Consider the following 20258-nt stretch of genomic DNA (forward strand, 5'->3'; position numbering starts at 1 on the left):
ATCCACCCATAAAAGCCAGTCTTAGATAGATGAATAAATCTAACGTATTGTTATTTATTGGTTTTTATAAAATTAACTAAGTTGGCAACCAACTTGCCTTACTTGTTAGGAACAACAATTTGAACCTAATAAGGGGCGCATAATGACAACAATATTCACTCATACAAAAACACGCGTAGCAGCGGCTGTAATTTTAGCGAGCACAACAGGCTCAGCAATGGCAGCAGAGTACGCTGTATACGGTAAAGCAGAAGTTCAAATAGCAAACACAGATACCGGCGTTATGCGCTATGCTGACGAAGGTACACAAATTGAGGCACCTTTTTCGCGAATTGGTATTAAAGGCAGCCACAAACTAACAGAATCGCTTAAAGCGGTATTTAAATATGAAGTACAAGTAAAAGGCTTTGAGCACGATGACACAAACGAGCCATTTTCAGCGCGTAATACTTATTTAGGGCTTGCTGGAGATTTTGGTGAGGTCGTTGTGGGCCGTAACGACACTCGTTTTAAATACTCTGAAGGTAAACTAGACGGCTTTAACGAAACACAAGCAGATATCGCTCAGCTGATCCCAGGTCAAGACCGTATTGGCGATACCATTACTTACAGCTCAAAAACGTATGGTGGCGCATCACTTGCGCTAACTTATGCACCAAAAGATGACAGCAGCAACGATGAAGATGGTTTTGCGGCAACGGTTATTTATGGTGACCGTGCATTAAAATCTAAAGACTACTATGTTGCTATCAGCCATGTTGATGCGCTTAACAAGTTAACAGCAAGTCGTGTGGTTGCAGCATGGAAACATGAAAACCTCCAGCTTGCGGGTTTGTTCCAGCGCAGCGAGTCAACAGATGGCACGAAAGAAGGCAATGGCTATGCACTCAGTGCAAGCTATGCAATTGATAAATGGGTACCTAAACTGCAATACGTTAAAGATGACTCAAAAATTCGCCATGCTGAAGAAGGTAAACAATGGACAGCGGGTGTTGACTATAATTTTGATAAACAAACCACAGCATACTTATTCTATACTGATTTAGATTTAGAACTTGAATCAGACAACAGCGTTGCAATTGGCCTTAAATACAAGTTCTAAGGAGTCGGTATGTCATTAGTAAATCAAACAAAAGATGGCTCACAGCCACGCCCATTAATGAGCACAGTAATGTTACTTCTGGGCCCATTAGTGATGTTATTAACCTGTATTATTGAGCCTCCAGCAGGTATGAGTGTAGCTGCACTTCGTACCGCAGGCCTTGCATTTTGGATGGCTTCTTGGTGGGTCAGTGAAGTTGTGCCAATTCCTGCGACTTCATTATTGCCACTTGTAGTATCACCTCTTGCTGATATTGCAGCAATCAAAGGGGTCGCGTCACCGTATGCACACCCTTTGATCTTTTTATTCTTAGGCGGCTTTTTGATCTCAATCGCGATGGAGCGTTGGGGTTTACACAAGCGTATTGCACTTAACACTATGCTTCGTGCCGGAACTAAACCTAGCCTGCAAATTTTAGCCATGATGTTAGTAACAGCATTCTTATCAATGTGGATGTCAAATACTGCAACAGCAGTAATGATGCTACCTATTGCTATGTCGATTACTATGTTGGTTAAACAGTCTAACCCTGACAATGACCAATTTGGTAAAGCATTGTTATTATCAATCGCTTATGGCGCAAGTATCGGTGGTATTGCAACGCTAATTGGTACGCCACCAAATGCACTAATGGCTGCGTATTTATCAGACAGCTATAAGATTGATATTGGCTTTGCCGAATGGATGAAAGTAGGTGTACCACTTGCGACTGTTATGCTTATTTTATGCTGGGTTTGGTTAACTAAATTTGCTTATAAAGTAGATACACAATGTGCAAAAGCAGCGAGTAAAGATACTAAATCGCTATTTTTATCACAGTTGCAAGAGCTCGGTGCTATGCAGCGTGCAGAAAAAGGTGTAGCAATAGTATTTGTTTTGGCAGCTGTTTGTTGGATCTTCAGACCGTTACTGGCTGATCTTTCTGGCTTAAAAATTTCTGACACCGGTATTGCTATCGCAGCAGCCTTATTATTATTTGTGTTACCAGCAAACAAAGGTGATGGTGAGCGTATTCTTGACTGGGAAAGCGCAGCTAGAGTGCCATGGGGTGTGTTACTTTTATTCGGTGGTGGTTTAACACTGGCTGCACAAATCAAATCATCAGGCCTTGCGGAATACATTGCCCACATGATTGAAGGGGCAAGTGCAATTCCATTGGTTTTAAGTGTACTAGCAGTGGCTACCTTAATTACCTTCTTAACTGAGATCACTAGTAACACAGCAACAGCAGCAGGTTTCTTACCACTATTAGGCCCGGTAGCTGAATCTGTATTTGGAACGCCGCTTGTGTGGGTTATTCCGGCAGCGATTGCGTGTAGTTGTGCGTTTATGATGCCAGTTGCGACACCGCCTAATGCGATTGTTTTTGGCTCTGGGCAAATTCAAATGCGCGATATGATTCGTTCTGGTTTTGCACTGAATATTATTGCGATTGTTATGATCACTCTTGTCACAATGACAATTGCTGGAGCAGTATTTGGTTTTTAATAACTAGATTATCTTCTCAACCATTTTCCAACCACCGACAGCGCTCCTAGTGAGCGCTTTTTTTTTTGATACGACTAATGTTGCCCATACATGCATTGCTGGTTATAGTTGATAAAATCGCTTTGAAAGAGATGACGTTTTGACTGACACAGATGTACCTTTGCAAATACAATTTAAACAACTTGATGAGGCATTTTTAGCTCAGCCTTATTTACCTATCGCCAGTCGTATTAAGCTGTTGAAACAGATTAAAACTCGGCTTATTGAAAATGAACAAGCATTGGTCGCTGCAACGAGTAAAGATTTTGGTTATCGTACTTCCTTTGATACCGTACTTGGTGATTTATTACCAACGGTTAAAACAATTAGCGACATAATTAAACGTTTACCTAAATGGTCACGTAACGAAAAGCGTGCAGTTGGTATTAGTTTATGGCCTTCAAATGCACATATTCTGTACCAGCCAAAAGGTGTCGTAGGGGTTATAGCGCCGTGGAATTATCCTATTCAATTATCTTTAGTACCTGTGATAAGTGCCTTAGCAGCAGGTAATCGGGTAATGTTAAAGGTTAGTGAGTTTACACCCCACACTAACCAGGTAATCAAATCAATAATGACTGATGAGTTAGCACAGCACTGCGTTGTTGTTGAAGGAGATGCCCAAGTAGCCGCAAATTTTTGTGATATCCCATTTGCTCATTTGTTATTTACAGGTTCAACTTCTGTTGGTCGTAAAGTCATGCAAGCAGCAAGTAAGCATTTGACACCTGTTACTTTAGAGCTTGGCGGAAAATCACCCGTTGTTATTCTCGATGACGTAAATATTAAGATGGCGGCAAAAACACTGTTATTTGGAAAGCTCAACAATGCAGGCCAAATATGTGTTGCCCCAGACTATGTATTTGTACCTAAAAAGCTTGAGCACCAGTTGGTATTGCAGCTATGTGAACTGTATAAAAAAGTTTATAAACAAGGTGTTGAGGGCAAAAACTTAACTTCAATAATATCAGATGCTCAGTATCAACGTTTAAAGTCATACCTACACGATGCAGAGCAAAAGGGGGCGCAACTGTTTAGCCCACTTGATGATGATCAACATGATGACTTAAAACATCGTATGGGCTTGCATTTAATCACACAAGTGAATGACGATATGCAAGTTATGAAGGATGAAATTTTTGGCCCTCTGTTACCAATTATGACCTACGAAACAGAGCAGCAAGTCATAGATTACATCAATCACCGCTCTCAACCTTTAGCCCTGTATATTTTTGGCCATAATAAAGAACAAATCAAAAGAGTCAGTCAATCTATTCGCAGTGGAACTTTAGCAATTAATGATTTACTTATGCAGGTGACAGCAGATCAATTACCGTTTGGCGGAATTGGTGAGTCTGGAATGGGTAATTACCACGGTATTGAAGGGTTTAAAACTTTCAGTCATGCGCGCAATACTTTGGTTTCGGGTAAATTCAACCCACGCACACACTTGTTATTAAAGCAGAATAAGTGGCTTATTAAGATATTAAAATGGATGTACTTGCGCCCTTAGGCGCAAGTACAAAACATTTAATGCTCATTTTTAGCTAACTAGTTATCACTGAATTAAGCAAGTAGTTACACTTATAAGCGGCCATCAGGGGCATATAAACCTGCCTGAATTTTTGCGTAAATTGCATCAGCTTTTTCTTTTGCGGCTTCAATTTCTGCAGGTAACATACTGCGTTCATCAAGCTTGCGGCTATGGCTTGCATCCATGTTGCCGTTGTATTCAGCAATGGTATTCCAAATATAAGATTTCTCTAGGTTTTTTGGAACGCCAAGGCCTTCATAGTACATCAAAGCCATATTAAACTGGGCAAGTGTGAAATTATTCGCTGCCGCCTTTTGATACCAGCTAAGTGCAGTGCGGTAATCTTGTAATACACCTTCACCATTTGCATACATAACACCTAGGTTATATTGAGCTGCGGGGTGATTCTTCTTAGCTGCCATCTCAAACAGCGAAATAGCTTTTTCTTTGTCGAGTTTTACACCTTTGCCTTCTTGGTAAAGAACTCCAAGTGCAAACATCGAATCAGCGTGAACTTTTTTTACGGCTTGTTGATAAAGCTCAGCTGCTTTTTGGTAGTTACGCTGTACACCAAAACCACCTTCGTACATTTTAGCAAGTTCATACATTGCCGGCGCAAAGCCCCGATCTGCTAAATAGTTGTATTCTTTTAATGCTTCTTCAAAGCGACCTTCATTAGCCGCTAATTGAGCATCTTCTAGGCTAGCATGTACAAAAGGTGAGAGGATTAATGCGCTAGTAAGCAATAGTGATTTCAAGTTAGGCTTGATCATTGTCTGCCTCCAAATGTGTGTTAGTTATCAACAGCTACAAACTTAGATATTGATAAATGCATTGCCAAACTCGCAAAAGGGCAAAACATTATTTTTAGTTTAGACCCAACAGTATTAAATGCCCAATTTGAAGGCAATAGCAAGTACATAATTAAAAAAGTAGACACAAGATACAGATTTTACAGAAAAATTAAAGAAATAAAAAAAGCCCATGATGGGCTTTTTAGTGTCATATCTACCGTCACCGATATGAGCAATGTAGCAAGTAAAGTGTAACGTTTTATGTCGCTGCTTGGGTCGAGGAAGCCGCAAACAATCAAGTGTTAAATCTTGAACAAATCCAGAAAAACACCATCAAAGCCTTATAGACATTGATATTGTTGTGAGATTAATAGCCTACCTGAACTTGTTGATAACGATTATTACTTAGATTAACGTGGGCGTCAACACTTAAATGATAATTAATTTCATTTAGAGGATCTTGCTGATTATTTATTCTCAGTGTTAACTTAATAAGGTACTAATTAAAATTAGATTAATAAATTGAGCATGATGAAAAAAATAGCAAAGTGTTTAATCACATTGAGTTTACTTTTGGCAGTTGCTGGTTGTTCTCCTAGCTTCACTTATAACAATTTAGGTTGGCTGTCAGGATTCTGGATTGATGATTATGTTGACTTAAACAATGAGCAAGCTGAAAAATTTGAACATATAGTTAAAACCAGCCGTGATTGGCATCGAGAGACTCAACTGCCTCTTTATAAACAGGACTTAGAAAGTTTAAAACTAATGTTAGAAACTGACGTTAATCACGCTCAATTAAAACAGCATTTCAGCCAAGCAAAGCAACATTGGCAGACACTAGTTGATAAGCTAGGACCAGAATTGATCGATTTAGCAAACGCATTGAGTTATGAACAACGAGTTGAATTTGTAGCGGCACTGCAAGATAAAATCAATGAAGAATATTTAGAGCATCAAGAAAAATCTGCTGAGCAGCACAAACAAGAACGTCTAGATGAAAATCTTGAGAATTATAAAGAGTGGTTTGGCTCAAAGTTATCAGCTGATCAAAAAGCACTGATCGAATCGGCATCTAACACTCGCATTAGTACATTTTTACTTTGGATGCAGTACAAACAAAAGCGCTTAGATGCTTTAAAATCTTTGTTTATGCAAAAAACTAAGCCTGCGGATTTTGATCAACAGTTAGCGGTGATCATTAATAATCGTTTGGCTTTTATGAGTGATGAATTAATCAAAGCTGACGATAAAAATCTAGATGACTACGTAACCTTACTGCTTGCCTTAAAACCAACTCTTACAGACAAACAGCGTCGAAATGTTAGTGAAGAGCTTGATGATCTAATCGATGATGTTACAGATTTAATGAATGACTAAATAATCACACCTCGCTCATAGTCGTATTTTTAATAAATAACTTTCTAGCTTGCGGTTAGTAAATACGCCGCAGGTCAACTTCTTGTTGCCTAAGGAATGGTTTAATAAAACATGAAACACCTTGTAAAATTTTTAGTTATTGCTGTAACGGCATTATTTTTTGTATCTCATGTAACCTTGGCTAACGAAAAGTTTGGGTCAGAAATAGAGTTAAGTAATCAAATTGAACACTCTTTGCATAACGAATCTCTAATAGGCGTTGTTTGGTCAACAGTGAGTGCAAATAAAATTGCGCAAGGTGCAAAAGGCTATGCAGACTTTACGAATTTAAAACCTATGACGACAGCTAATAAGGTGCAAACAGGCTCTATCGTTAAAACACTTATTGCTACTGGGGTGTTGCATCTTGTAACAGATAAAAAACTCTCCTTGGATACCCCGGTTACTGAAATATTACCAGATATTGGCTTGCAAAATCCTTGGGCCTTGAACACACCAGTTCGGGTTAGACATTTACTTGATCATACGTCAGGGCTTGAAGACATTCGGCTTTGGCAATTATTAACGACACAAGCAAAGCCTGATACGGCTCTAAAAGAAACCTTTACTGAAAGTCAGTTGCGTATTAGAAATCGCCCCGGAAGCCGCTTATCCTATTCTAATCTTGGTTATGCAATTTTAGCTATGGTGATTGAAGCCGTTGTTAAAGAGCGCTATGAATCTTACTTAGATAAACACTTGCTTGAACCGCTGGGTATGCACATGAGTACATTTAATTTTGTTTCTCAAGTCGGGCAGTTTAGCGATCCTGCGCTTGCTATGGGCCATTTTGAAAATGGCGTTAGCCAAGCCACGTTACCAATGTTTTTAAGACCGGCAGGGCAGTTCACAACGACAGCTTATGATATGGCTTTGTTTGCGCAGTTTTTAATGGGCGATGGCAAGATTAATGACCGTATATTTATTGAACCGACATTATTAACAAGCATGGGAAAGCCTTTTAAAACAGAAGCTACCTTAAATAATTTAACTGATATCGGCTATGCGCTAGGCGTAACTACACGCGACCGGCATAATGTGGTTGGCAAATGCCACAGTGGCTCTACTTTAGGTTACCGCACCAACTTTTATTTTTTTCCTGAGCAAAAAAAAGCATTTTTTATCGCTTTTAATGCCGATGTAGAAACTGCAAATTACAAACAATTTGATAGCATGCTGATTAGCAACCTTGGTGTAAATAAGGCCGATGCAATAGCTCCATCAATAGCGCAAGTAGCGCTTGATGAATGGCAAGGGTTTTACACGCTTTCCCCAAACAGAATGAAAAGATTTGCCTATTTTGATCGCCTACTTCATTTTGCAACAGTGAGCTCAAATGGCGAAACGCTAACACTGTCACCATTTCAGTCTCAGCAAAAAACCTTGCTAGCTATAGGCGGTAATTTGTTTCGTGAAGAAACAAAGCGATTTCCTTCACACACTCTGTATATTTCTGAAAATGGTCAACATATGATCAGTGATGGTTTTCGAACATATGAACAAACCAGTCTTTGGAAGTTACTGCCGATGTGGCTCAGCCTCGCCATCGGCGTAATCGCCATACTATGGATATTAGTATATGGCGCTATTTGCTTGGTTAAGGGGCAATTACGCTTGTCGTCACCTCTATTATTGCCTTTTACGGCGACGTTATTTCTTTTTGTACCGCTGCCTTTATTTTTAACTCAATCATTTTTAAATATTGGTGAGTTTACACTTGCCAGTGCATTGTTAGCATTAGCCACGACAATATTACCGTTTGCTATGACTTACGGGTTATGGCGTATATTTACTCATGAAAAGTTGAGTAAAATGAATTTGTTAAATAGTTTAGCAATGGTAGCAGCTTTGCAATGGTCACTCATTTTAGCACTTTGGGGTGTATTTCCGTTATTGCTTTGGAGCTAAAATGTTTAACAATTGTAGGTAAAAAAGCGCATTGTTATGCACTGTTTGGTAATAAAATGTTCCTAATTATGGTGAATCACGTTAAAATCTGCTGACTATAATTACGGCAGGAAATCTAATGGATATCGGCGCACTGAGAGGTACTCAGGCTTTACGAAATAACGTTCTGAAATGGATGGGATTTTGCTTGGGTGTGCTTGCTAGTATCTTTGCCGTTTTTAATTTACTTGTTACAAACATGATTTTATTAGGGGCACTTGAAGTTATCTTCGCCCTGTTCTGTTTTTATATTTTCTTTTATACACGAAATCACAATGGTCATCGCTGGCAATCCGTTACATTATGTATTTTTTTAACGGTTTTAATCACGCTCGGCACGTATTTAAGTAACATAAAAAGCGTGTTGTTTATTTGGACCTGTTCATTACCTATTTTGTTTTACTTGCTGTTAGGTAAACAAGTTGGTTTGTACCTTTCACTAATAGCCGCTGTCACTCAAGCCGCGATTCTGTTAGCTAAACCCAGTTTAGAACCCCTTAATACTATTAATTTCTTGCTTAATTTTTCTTTCACCTACATCAGTATTTGGGCGGTGTCTCATACCTTTGAAAACAGTCGTGCAGAGTATGGTCAGCGACTCGAAAACTTAGCTTTACTTGACCCGTTAACGGGGGCTGGTAATCGCTTAGCAATGACACACTATTTTGAAATTGAACAAACAAATAAACATGGTTTGTTTATCCTTATGTTAGATCTTGATTTTTTTAAAAAAATTAATGATCACTATGGCCACGAAATGGGAGATCGCGTTTTAATTGAGGTGACTAGGTTTTTCAGACAAAGGATTACTAAAGGATATGTGTTTCGTATTGGTGGTGAAGAGTTTGCTATTTTTTTACCAAACAGCGACCCTCAAGGTGCATTAGATTTTGCACAAGAATTAAGGGAGCAGTTAGCATCGACAATTCACAATATTGACGAGCAAGCGATCAACCTTACTGTGAGTATCGGTGTTGCTTGCTATACACCAAATCAAACCCTAAAAAGCTTTATAAAACGAGCTGACGATGCGCTTTATCAAGCTAAACAGCAAGGCCGAAATAGAGTCGTAACGGCTTATGAGTTAAACCAACAATTAACCCGGTGTAATAAAGCGAGCTAGCGCTTTATAGACTTAACCCTTGTACATAGTGTCAAAGTCAGGAATGTTCGCTTCCCATACTGGAATATCTTTGCCTATGTATTCACGCATAGCATCAAAGAATAAACGTGTTCTTACTGGTAAGTCTCTGTGTGGGTAAACTGCATACACCGCACTGTAATCGAGTAATTCCATATCGGTTAAAATAGGCACGAGATCGCCACGTTTAACTTCATCATCAAGAATAAAAGCCGGTGCTAGCACATAAGCATTGCCTGAGATAGCCTTCATCAAAAGTACTTCGGCATCGTTCGCACGAAAGACGCTTTTGATATTTTGCTCAATAATATCGCCATCGGCATTACGATAACGAATACCGCCAATGCGTTTACTTGGGCTTGAATAGCTAGCAGCAGGTAATTCTTTTAAGTCTTCAACATGTTTAGGCATACCGTATGTTTCGATGAACTCAGGTGAAGCTAAAAGTAACATACGGTTGCGGGCGATTTTACGAGCAATGAATGACGAGTCTTTTGGTTCGCCAACACGAAACGCTAAATCATAGCCCTCTGATACTAAATCAATCAGTCTGTCGTCTAAACGAAGCTCCACTTCAACTTGCGGAAAACGCTTTTGAAAGTCATTAATGACTGGCTGAATATATCGTTTGCCAATAATACTTGATGAGGTAATTTTTAACGTACCTCGGGGTTCTTGGTGGTAATTCTCTGCAAGTCTTACGGTATCTGATAACAAATCTCTGAGTTCAGCTGCTTTTTTTACCATTTCAGCGCCAGCGGCAGTTAACGAAAAGGAACGCGTAGTTCGATTAAGTAAACGTACCCCTAATTCATCTTCAAGACGGCTAATTTGTTTTGATATGACTGAACGGTCTATATTTCTAGACTCTGCGGCTTTAGCAAATGAGCCTCGTTCAATCACTTCAAGTAACATTAATAAGCGGCTGGTGGTATCCATAGCAGTTCCTTAAACTTTATTGGTGCCATTCTGGCATTAATGAATTTAAAAATCTATCGTTTTTATCCTCTAATTAGTTCCGTAACATTGTCTCCAATCTATTAACAGGAGAGTCGTGATGAACAAATCTATTCTTGCAGTGGCAGTGACCATTGCGAGCTTAACGCTTGCAGGGTGTGGCACAGAAGCCAACCAAGCAGCGCAGCAACAGCATTTACAACCTATCGATGTAGCACAAGTACTTGTTAAGCCGGTACAAAATTGGCACACCTATACAACGCGTTTAGAAGCACCCCAAGAAGTTGCCCTTATGCCGCGTGTTTCGGGTGTGATTGATAAAATTAACTTTAAAGAAGGTGACAGCGTTAAAGAAGGCGATTTGCTTTTTACCCTTGATGCTCGTCCTTTTGCTGCCGTGGTTGATAGCTTAAAAGCGCAAATCGAGAGTGCAAAGGCGGCACTTGAGCAAGCAAAAAGTGAAGCAAAACGAGCAGAGCGCTTAACTGAACGTAAAGCGATTTCTACTGAGCAAGCTGAATCTCGTAAATCAACGCTAAGACAACGCGAAGCGCAATTGCTAGCTCTACAAGCTGAGCTTACTGCCGCTGAGCTTGATTTAGCATTTACCCAAGTGCGTTCGCCAATCGATGGCGTTGTATCGCGCGCTAATATCACCAAAGGTAACAACGTACTTGCCGGTCAAAGCGTGTTAACAAGCATTGTGTCAAACCAACAAATGTATGCCTATTTTGATATTGATGAGCGCACGTGGAATCAGTCATTCGCTGATGTGACTGCTCAAAGCGAACAAGCGGTTGTGATGCAAAAAGTGGGTGAAACCAGCTTTAACTACAATGGCAAAATCAACTTCATTGATAACCAAATTAATGAAACTACCGGTACTCTTCGTGTTCGTGCCGTGTTCGAAAACGATGAGCAACAACTGCGAGCAGGTTCATTTGCTCGTATTAAGCTTGCAGCCAATAAAGTAAGCGAAAAAGTAATCGTGCCAGAGCGTGCAATTGGGACTGATTTGAAAAACCGTTTTGTACTCACTGTCGGTGAAGGCAATGTTCTTGAATATAAATTAGTGACAGTTGGTGAGCGTTACGGCAGCCTACGAGCGATTACATCGGGCTTAAACGAAAACGATGTGATAGCCGTAAATGGCCCTGCGCGTGTAGGCCCTGGTATGCCTATTTCACCAAACACAGTCACTATAAATAGCGACGGAATTGCATTCACTCTTTCAAATAATCAATCTGATCTAGTCGCGAAGAAGTAGGGCAAAATGAAATTTTCACACTTTTTTATCCAGCGACCCATCTTTGCAGCGATGCTGTCGCTTATCTTTCTCATTGCAGGGGCAATCTCGTTATTTCAATTGCCAGTGAGTGAGTACCCAGAGGTAGTGCCGCCGACGGTTGTTGTGACAGCAAGTTACCCAGGTGCAAACCCAACGGTGATTGCTGAAACAGTGGCGACGCCACTTGAGCAAGAAATCAATGGTACTGAAAACATGTTGTATATGTTTTCGCAAGCAACCAGTGATGGTCGCATGACGTTAACGGTAACGTTTGCGTTAGGCACTGATTTAGACCGTGCACAAGTCCAAGTGCAAAACCGTGTAAACAGTGCGCTACCACGCTTACCGCAAGAAGTTCAGCGTTTAGGTGTTGTAGCCGAAAAATCATCACCAGATTTAACCATGGTGGTGCATTTATACTCACCAGAAAAAACGCACGATACGACCTACTTAGCGAACTATGCTGATTTGTATATCAAAGACCAAATTGCACGTCTTCCTGGTGTGGGTGATGTTCGTATGTTTGGTGGTGGTCAATACTCAATGCGTGTTTGGCTTAACCCTGATGCACTCTCTGCACGTGACTTAACAGCCATGGACGTAGTAAATGCATTACGCGCGCAAAACCAACAAGTTGCAGCGGGTAGCTTAGGTGCGCAACCTACCTCGAAAAGTAATCAGTTTCAAATTCTGATGAACGTAAAAGGGCGCTTAAGCTCACAAGAAGAATTTGAAAATGTGATCATCAAAGTAGGTGAGCAAGGTCAGCTTACACGCCTAAGTGATGTAGCACGCCTTGAATTAGGTCAAGACACCTATGCACTAAGAGCAATGTTAGATGGTCAACCAGCCCTTGCTATGCCGGTATTCCAACGTCCGGGGTCAAATGCGATTGAGCTTTCTGATCAAGTACGTGAAACCATGAAAGTATTATCAAAAGACTTTCCGGCAGGTGTTGAATACGACATTGTTTATGACCCAACTATTTTCGTACGCGGCTCAATCGATGCTGTTATCAAAACGCTACTAGAAGCAATCGCGCTAGTGGTAATCGTTGTCGTGGTGTTCTTACAGACATGGCGTGCATCGGTAATCCCACTGATTGCAGTACCAGTGTCTTTGATTGGTACGTTTGCGGTTATGCAATGGTTAGGTGTATCGATTAATACCTTATCGCTATTCGGCTTGGTACTTGCCATTGGTATTGTTGTTGATGATGCCATCGTGGTGGTTGAAAACGTTGAGCGTAATATCGAGCAAGGTTTATCACCACTTGAAGCAACAAGAGTTGCGATGACAGAAGTAACAGGGCCGATTATCGCCATTGCACTTGTCCTATGTGCGGTATTTATTCCTACGGCTTTTATTACGGGTTTATCTGGTCAATTTTATAAGCAATTTGCATTAACCATTACTATTTCAACGGTTATCTCTGCGTTTAACTCGCTAACACTATCGCCTGCGTTATCGGCGTTACTATTAAAAGGTCATGATGCAAAACCAGACCGTTTAACTAAGTTATTAAACCGTGTATTCGGTAATTGGCTGTTTAAACCTTTTAACCGCTTGTTTGATAAAGGCGCTAATGGCTACGAAAAGCTGGTACAAAAACTAATTCGTATGAGTGTCATTGTATTAGTTGCTTATGTTGCACTTGTCGGTGGCACAGTTAAATTGTTTGATGCTGTACCGGGTGGTTTTATTCCACAGCAAGATAAGCAATATTTAGTGGCTGTAGCACAGTTGCCTGATGCAGCAAGTTTAGACAGAACCCAAGAAGTTGTGCAAGAAATGGAAAAAATTGCATTACAAGTACCGGGTGTTGCAAACACAGTATCGTTTCCTGGTCTATCGGTGAATGGTTTCACAAATAGCCCTAACAGCGGCATTGTATTTACTCCGCTTGCCCCTTTTGAGGAGCGTCAAGATCCGAGTATGTCGGCAATGGCAATTGCGGCCCAGTTAAATCAAAAGTTTGCCAGTATTGATGAAGCGTTTGTTGCGGTATTCCCGCCACCGCCAATTCAAGGTTTAGGTACAACGGGTGGCTTTAAACTACAAATTGAAGACCGTGCTAATAAAGGCTTTGAAGCACTCTTTAATAGCTTACAAGCAACCATTGCTAAAGCGCAGCAAGACCCTGCATTAATGGGCCTCTACTCAAGCTTTAGAATTCAAGTTCCACAAATGGATATCGACATTGACCGTGAGCAAGCGCTTATCCAAGGTATTCCACTTGATGAAGTATTCAATGCCTTACAAGTGTACTTAGGTTCTATGTACGTGAATGACTTTAACTTGTTTGGTCGTACCTATCAGGTTAATGCACAAGCTGATGCTGATTACCGCCAAGATCCTGAGCAAATTTTGAATCTTAAAGTGCGTAACCGCATGGGTGAGATGGTGCCATTAGGCTCTGTATTAACGGTCACACCAACAACAGGCCCAGATCGTGTAATGCACTATAACGGTTATCCTACAGCTGAATTAAATGGTAGCCCAGCACCAGGGTATAGCTCTGACCAAGCGCAACATGCGATTGAAGCAATCCTTGCAGAGACATTACCAAATGGTATTGAGTTTGAGTGGACGGAAGTAACTTATCAGCAAATATTAGCGGGTAATACCATGGTGTATGTTTTCCCACTAGTTGTATTGCTTGTGTTCATGGTACTTGCGGCGCAATACGAGAGCTTAAGATTACCACTGGCTATTATTTTGATTGTGCCTATGACGATTTTCTCGGCCTTGTTAGGTGTGTGGTTTGTCGGTGATGACAACAACATCTTCACGCAAATCGCATTAATTGTACTGGTTGCACTAGCAAGTAAAAACGCCATCTTGATGGTTGAGTTTGCAAGAGATCAGCATAAAGGGGGGATGTCTCACCTTGAAGCTATCATCAAAGCGTGTCGCTTACGACTTCGCCCAATATTAATGACATCAATTGCCTTTACGGCAGGTGTTGTACCACTTGTTTTAGCAACAGGTGCTGGTGCTGAGATGCGTCATGCCATGGGGAACGCAGTGTTCTCAGGCATGATTGGTGTAACTGTGTTCGGCTTATTGTTCACCCCGGTGTTTTATATGTTAGTTACTAAAAAATCGCAGAAGGAGCAACACGATGCATAAGCCTCTTCATGCAATCTTTAAACAAGGCAAACTAGTCAGTGCGATGCTGTTAGCCGGTGCACTGGCTGGCTGCGCACAAAGCGTCGATATGCAAGAGCAGCAAGTGAGCCTGACACAATTTGTTAGCGATACACAAATAGGTGCACAAAACGAAGGTGCGAGCGAAAACAACTGGTGGCGCCGTTTAGATTCGCCGCAGTTAAACAATTTAGTGACTGATGCATTAGCAATGAATCACGACCTAAAAACCAGTCAACTTCAACTTGATGCAGCCATTGCCCGTTTAGGTGTAGCCCGTGCGGATTATTATCCGCAGGGCAGCCTAAGCGTAGGCGCAGAGCGCAGCAGCTTAGATGGCGCAATTTCGCGCCAATCAAACGCAGGGGTTAATGTTAATTGGCAGCTTGATTTGTTTGGTCGTATCACCGCACTTGTCGATGCTGCTAATGCGGGTGCACTAAACCAAGCCGAGCAGTTAAGAGCATTACAGGTTGAAGTGGTTTCAGCTGTGGTGCAAGGCTATGTGAGCTACCAAGGTAATGTGCAAAAGCAGGCTATCATTGAAATGCAAATCGAGGCACTCGAGCAAAGTATTGATGTGCTCAAAGCGCGAGTAGAAGAGGGGGTTGCGAATGAACTTGACCTTAATCGTACCCTTGCGCAGTTAAAGCAGCAACAAGCGCTTATTCCTGAGCTTAGCTACTTGCAATATCGTGACCTCGCAACCCTTGCGGTGCTAACAGGGCGACTTGCAAGCGATATAACACTGGTTGAAGAGCCTGAGTTATTAAGCCATGAATTTAGCGTGTCGTTTAGTAAAGCCAGCGAAGCAATGGCTCTCAGACCAGATATCACCAGTGCTTTATATCAGTTTAGTCAGGCTTATTCATTGAGTGTTGCAGCCTCAAAAGCACTTTTGCCAGATATTAGTCTGGCAGGGGTTGCAGGTGTGGTGAGTTTAACCAGCAATGGTTTAGAAGATACCGTACAACAATGGCAAGTAACGCCAAAAGTTGAATGGTCATTACTCAGCTATCCTGCATTATTAGCTCAGCGTGATGCACAGCAGTTTTTAAGTGAAGCCGCTTACAGTGACTATCAAAGTAAAGTATTAAAAGCGATTAGCGATAGTGAACTTACTTTGCAAAGACTAGTCAAACAGCAGCAACAGTTAAATTATGCTGAACAGCGTTTTAATTATGCGAATAAAGCATTTGGTCAAGCTCAAGCAATGTATCAAGAAGGACAAATTCCTTACTTAGAGTTGTTAGATGCGAGACAGGATGTTTTAATAGCGCAAGAGAACGCTGTTGATTCAACAATTGCTTCATTGCAGGCCAAAGTAAGTGCTTATCAAGCGTTTAATGGTCGTTGGAGCTTTGAACTAAACAACCTTTAACCCAGAGTATTAAATGTCGCATATTCAACAAACTACAGATCTTCCGTCAACAATGCGCGCGCTAGCAGTGGTTGAGCCCAACGACGCAATTGCGTTAGCTGAGCTTTCTTTGCCAGTACCGAGCCCTGAAGGCAATGAGCTTTTGATAAAAGTTGAATATGTGGGCTTAAATCATGTAGATGCCAACTTTGCAAAACAAGGTTTTTGTAAATGGCATTACCCGCATGTATTAGGTCATGATGCTGTTGGGGTGGTTGTTCAGGCAAATAAAGGTGTATTCCCTGGTGTTGGTGCACGCGTTGTATGGCACGCCAGCCTTGGTGATCAAGGTGTGTTATCTGAATACACCACGGTGCCTAATTATGCGGTATCGGTTGTGCCAGATAACGTATCACCTGCAGACGCTGCAACCTTACCTTGTTCAGGTATGACGGCATTAATTGCCCTTGATAAGTTGCAGCTGAGCGAAGGGGATTCACTATTTATTGACGCAGGGGCAGGTGGCGTTGGCCAATTTGCTATTCAATTTGCTAAGCAACGTGGCGCAACCGTATTTACCACTGCCAGCAAACACAATCATAAGTTACTTAAGCAATTAGGTGCTGATGTGGTGTTTGATTACAAAGACCCAAAACTTGAAGATAAGATTCGCCGTGAATTAGGCCCGCAAGGCTTTGATGCGGTGCTTGATTGTATTGGTGGCGATACCACCATTCGTAACGTCGAATTAATGCGCTTTTGTGGCCGTATTGCCTGTTTAAATGAATTACCTAAGTTTGAACAAGAACTGATGTTTAGACGCGCACCAAATATTGGCATTGTATCGTTAGGCGGAGCGTGGCTTGCAAATAGCTTATGTGCGCAACAAAAGCTGAGCTTTATGGGTAACTTATTACTCGATAATGCAGCCCGTGGCGAGATCAAATTGCCGCAAATCCATGCTGTAGACTTTACCGCCGAGGCTGTTTCAGCGGCATTAAATAAACAACTTGCTGGTGGCTTTACCGGTAAACAAGTTGTGCAAGTAAGCGGCTAATCTTGCAAACTCACTGCCCAGTCATCTTGTTTGATGGTCAGTGCAATCTGTGCCATTTTTGTGTTCAGTTTATTGTTCGCTTTGATAAGCAAATAACCTTTAAGTTATGCCCCATGCAAAGCGATAAAGGTGAGCGTTTATTAAAGGCTCACAAAGTTAAAGATCCACTTTCCTCAATGTTAGTCATTGATAAAAACCAGTTATATAAACAAAGTGACGCTGTGTTATTTATCGCAACTCAATTAGGTTTTCCATTCTCTTTGGCTAACGTTTTCAAGCTACTGCCAAAAGGCATTCGCGATCGTATGTATGATTGGCTTGGCCGCCATCGTTATCGGTTTTTTGGTAAACAAACACAATGTAAGTTACTGACTGAAAAACAAAAGCAGCATTTTTTATAAACATTTAAGGTAAAGCTTGCTATTCTCGTTATTGGGAACAAATAACAATAATAACAATATGAACATACTCTTTCTAATTTTAAGTACGGTTTACATTGCTTTACTGCTCTTACAACCAGCATTACCTCAGCCTTCACTAGCGCTTTTTAAAACCTTACCAATCGGTATATTGATTGTGATGGTATTAAAAGCACGCGGTCAGTTACAAAATCGCACTTTTACTACTTTATTGTTTGCACTTAGTTTTTCCGCACTAGGTGATGTGCTACTTGCCATCGATAGTGGGCAGCTGTTTATTAGCGGTTTAGCAGCATTTTTTGTAAGTCACGCTTTTTATATTATTACCATGTTGCCAATTAAAAATTGGCGAATAGAAATTGTACTCCTTTATCTATTTTTAGCAATTGTCATTTTTTGCTTATTCTATCCAAACTTAAATGACATGCTCATTCCCGTGCTTTTCTATATGTTGGTGCTCACTATAATGGCAAGCTTAACTTGGATGACAGATAAATCGAACGGTTTATTAGTGCTAGGTGGCGCAGTGTTTGTTTTATCAGACTCTATACTTGGCCTAAACCGCTTTTATTTTGAAATAATACATGCAGATATCGCAATCATGTGTAGTTACTATTTAGCGCAATTTTGTTTGATTAAAGGGTTTTTGCAGGCAACGAGTAAACATAAATAGCCGTAGTGGCTCAGTGTTGATTGCCGTGATAAAATGCGCGCGTTTTAATTTTCGAGATTTCCCATGGCAAATACAGCGCACGCACTGCACATTCTTGTTAAACATAAAGAACAAGCTGAAGACATCATCAAGCAACTTAAAAAAGGGGCTAAGTTTCAGACTCTAGCTAAAAAACATTCAACTTGTCCGTCGGGTAAAAAAGGCGGCGATTTGGGTGAATTCAGACGCGGTCAAATGGTGCCACAGTTTGACAAAGTAGCTTTCAGCGGCGAAATCTTAGAGCCACATCTAGTGAAAACGCGCTTTGGTTGGCATGTAATTAAAGTGCTATACAGAACGTAAAGCCAAAACCTGCCTAAATAGTGTAAGACATGTTGTTAGTCCTTAATATTTATTATTAGTGAGTTGAAGCCTGTGGTTTTAACTCATTTTTGGACAAAAACACGTTAGAGTATTTAATCAGTAACGCCCACATAAACGGAAGCCGAAGCGAAGCGTAGGCTGTCCAGTGGAGGCCGCGCTTTTTGCGGCCGGAACGTGTTTGATGTGCTTGTTATACCTTTTACGCATTTGGAATTTTGACCAGTAAATCAGTAACACCAACCTCAACACCTGCTTGGCTAAGAAGAGTGGAAGCTTGCCCACGGTGGTGAGTTTGATGATTGAAAAAATGCTGAATAAGGTGACCAAATTTTTTGTTAAACGGCTCACCTTTGGTATTGCTATACGACAGATTAGATTCCAAAGCTTCGTCTGTAAGTTCATGTGCAAAATCTCGGATAACCTCATCCATTTTGATTCGCGCACTCTCAAGATTTTTAAATTCAGGGTACAAAATGGCGCCCAAGGCTTTTGGGGTATTAAGATCCCGAACGTAATCAAGAGTTTTCAATTTTGATGGGTGATCAGCAAATCGCTTGAGCCAGATTATGTCTCCAACGAGAATGTGATTAAGCGTGCCGATGATTGATCCAAAAAATGCTCCTCGATCATTAGATAGATCATCGGCGTTCAATTTGGATGCGGCTAGATAGATGCTTTTATTCATCCACTGATTGTAATCTGCCATCAGCTCAAAATTTGATTTTAATGACATGACTTTCCTTTAGGTATAACGCCCGCATAACGGGCTAATAAAGCTTGGCTACAATTGGTGAGGCACGAACCAAGCCAAGCTTTGTTAGTCCATGCGTTGATGCGTTTGTTATATTTTTACTTTAGATAGCAACGTGGCTATTAATTCTGGTTTAGTTATTACTAACCATAGTACCAATACCCAATAGATTAATTGCACTATTTTAATACCTGTCTCAGCAAACTTTGAAGTTGTTTCAATGCCACTTGCATTGAGCATAGCTTTTGGCAGAAATAGCAGAGTTTCAAGCCAGAATAATGGACTAAGACTACGTTTAGTTTGTGAAAGGTAATAGCCTTTAACACGTTTTAGTGTAGAAATGGCTTGCTCTTGCACATCATTGTTTAAATAAAGCAGATTATCTATAACCGACATATTTTGTTGAGCTACATATCCATAACCTTTGGGATCCATGTAGCTAATGATTGGCTCACCAATACCTGACTTTTTAATACGTCGTTTGATTTCAGACATATTTGAAGTTATCCAGTCGGCGCTTTTCCCTGATTTTGATTTTTCATCTTCGGTTGGATTAGAGCCTTGCCCTTGTAAATATGAACGATGATGTTTCATTACTTGCTTAATAAAGTACCAATCGTTGAATGCAATAAGTGCATATAAAATAGGGAGAATTAAAACAATAAAGATTCCGTTCACAACAAATCTCCGAGAAAAATATAACATTTTAGTATTTATGCGACACGCAGTTTGTGTTGCATAATCGCTTGTTGGACTGAGCCGCTACCTACTCGGTG

General features: G+C 40.8%; 17 protein-coding genes. 13 read left to right on the forward strand and 4 right to left on the reverse strand.

The window, feature by feature from the left end:
* Positions 1 to 142 precede the first annotated feature (142 nt).
* The 3 genes from QL229_RS19055 (at position 143) to QL229_RS19065 (ending at position 4142) form a co-directional block, all read left to right on the forward strand.
* Positions 143 to 1102 carry a porin gene (locus QL229_RS19055; protein WP_281547314.1) on the forward strand — a complete coding sequence of 320 codons (960 nt, stop codon included), beginning with the start codon at positions 143 to 145 and terminating at the stop codon, positions 1100 to 1102.
* Positions 1103 to 1159: 57 nt separating this feature from the next.
* Complete coding sequence (locus QL229_RS19060; RefSeq protein ID WP_249930243.1) at positions 1160 to 2590, forward strand: SLC13 family permease; 1431 nt, start codon at positions 1160 to 1162, stop codon at positions 2588 to 2590.
* Between the two features lie 139 nt (positions 2591 to 2729).
* Positions 2730 to 4142, forward strand: a complete 1413-nt coding sequence (locus tag QL229_RS19065; RefSeq protein WP_240704555.1) for a coniferyl aldehyde dehydrogenase — start codon at positions 2730 to 2732, stop codon at positions 4140 to 4142.
* Positions 4143 to 4213: 71 nt separating this feature from the next.
* Here QL229_RS19065 and QL229_RS19070 read toward each other — a convergent pair whose 3' ends face one another.
* On the reverse strand, positions 4214 to 4936 hold the full coding sequence (locus QL229_RS19070) for a tetratricopeptide repeat protein (protein ID WP_135926527.1): 723 nt from the start codon (positions 4934 to 4936) through the stop codon (positions 4214 to 4216).
* Positions 4937 to 5485: 549 nt separating this feature from the next.
* Between QL229_RS19070 and QL229_RS19075 the strand changes: the two genes are divergently transcribed.
* The 3 genes from QL229_RS19075 to QL229_RS19085 all read left to right on the forward strand — a co-directional run bounded on the left by QL229_RS19075 (position 5486) and on the right by QL229_RS19085 (position 9446).
* Complete coding sequence (locus QL229_RS19075; RefSeq protein ID WP_138558293.1) at positions 5486 to 6337, forward strand: DUF6279 family lipoprotein; 852 nt, start codon at positions 5486 to 5488, stop codon at positions 6335 to 6337.
* Positions 6338 to 6448: 111 nt separating this feature from the next.
* Positions 6449 to 8284, forward strand: a complete 1836-nt coding sequence (locus QL229_RS19080) for a serine hydrolase domain-containing protein (RefSeq protein ID WP_281547315.1) — start codon at positions 6449 to 6451, stop codon at positions 8282 to 8284.
* Positions 8285 to 8402: 118 nt separating this feature from the next.
* A complete protein-coding gene (locus QL229_RS19085) occupies positions 8403 to 9446 on the forward strand; it encodes a GGDEF domain-containing protein (protein ID WP_138558295.1) in 1044 nt (347 codons plus the stop codon).
* A gap of 12 nt (positions 9447 to 9458) precedes the next feature.
* On the opposite strand, the gene QL229_RS19090 is transcribed toward QL229_RS19085, so the two are convergent.
* Complete coding sequence (locus QL229_RS19090) at positions 9459 to 10403, reverse strand: LysR family transcriptional regulator (RefSeq protein WP_055199166.1); 945 nt, start codon at positions 10401 to 10403, stop codon at positions 9459 to 9461.
* Between the two features lie 118 nt (positions 10404 to 10521).
* Here QL229_RS19090 and QL229_RS19095 point away from each other — a divergent pair, with 118 nt between their 5' ends.
* The 7 genes from QL229_RS19095 (at position 10522) to ppiC (ending at position 18710) form a co-directional block, all read left to right on the forward strand.
* The gene (locus tag QL229_RS19095) at positions 10522 to 11688 is read left to right on the forward strand and encodes an efflux RND transporter periplasmic adaptor subunit (RefSeq protein WP_138558296.1); all 1167 of its coding nucleotides are present in this window, start codon (positions 10522 to 10524) and stop codon (positions 11686 to 11688) included.
* A gap of 6 nt (positions 11689 to 11694) precedes the next feature.
* Positions 11695 to 14841: a multidrug efflux RND transporter permease subunit gene (locus QL229_RS19100; protein ID WP_135926533.1), complete on the forward strand. Its 3147-nt coding sequence runs from the start codon at positions 11695 to 11697 to the stop codon at positions 14839 to 14841.
* Entirely contained in the window at positions 14834 to 16240 is a 1407-nt protein-coding gene (locus QL229_RS19105) for a TolC family protein (RefSeq protein WP_138558297.1), read from the forward strand. Before QL229_RS19100 ends, QL229_RS19105 begins: the two co-directional genes overlap by 8 nt.
* Before the next feature lie 13 nt (positions 16241 to 16253).
* The gene (locus tag QL229_RS19110) at positions 16254 to 17276 is read left to right on the forward strand and encodes a zinc-binding dehydrogenase (protein WP_135926535.1); all 1023 of its coding nucleotides are present in this window, start codon (positions 16254 to 16256) and stop codon (positions 17274 to 17276) included.
* Between the two features lie 26 nt (positions 17277 to 17302).
* Positions 17303 to 17677, forward strand: a complete 375-nt coding sequence (locus QL229_RS19115) for a DCC1-like thiol-disulfide oxidoreductase family protein (RefSeq protein WP_249930244.1) — start codon at positions 17303 to 17305, stop codon at positions 17675 to 17677.
* A 58-nt stretch (positions 17678 to 17735) separates the two neighbouring features.
* Positions 17736 to 18368, forward strand: a complete 633-nt coding sequence (locus tag QL229_RS19120) for a lysoplasmalogenase (protein WP_138558299.1) — start codon at positions 17736 to 17738, stop codon at positions 18366 to 18368.
* A 63-nt stretch (positions 18369 to 18431) separates the two neighbouring features.
* Positions 18432 to 18710, forward strand: a complete 279-nt coding sequence (ppiC, locus tag QL229_RS19125) for a peptidylprolyl isomerase PpiC (RefSeq protein ID WP_055021968.1) — start codon at positions 18432 to 18434, stop codon at positions 18708 to 18710.
* Between the two features lie 220 nt (positions 18711 to 18930).
* On the opposite strand, the gene QL229_RS19130 is transcribed toward ppiC, so the two are convergent.
* On the reverse strand, positions 18931 to 19464 hold the full coding sequence (locus QL229_RS19130) for a DinB family protein (RefSeq protein ID WP_138558300.1): 534 nt from the start codon (positions 19462 to 19464) through the stop codon (positions 18931 to 18933).
* Positions 19465 to 19572: 108 nt separating this feature from the next.
* Positions 19573 to 20160 carry a hypothetical protein gene (locus QL229_RS19135; RefSeq protein ID WP_099028683.1) on the reverse strand — a complete coding sequence of 196 codons (588 nt, stop codon included), beginning with the start codon at positions 20158 to 20160 and terminating at the stop codon, positions 19573 to 19575.
* Between the last annotated feature and the right edge of the window lie 98 nt (positions 20161 to 20258).

This window comes from Pseudoalteromonas sp. PAR1 (assembly GCF_947311895.1).
Lineage (GTDB): Bacteria > Pseudomonadota > Gammaproteobacteria > Enterobacterales > Alteromonadaceae > Pseudoalteromonas > Pseudoalteromonas lipolytica_C.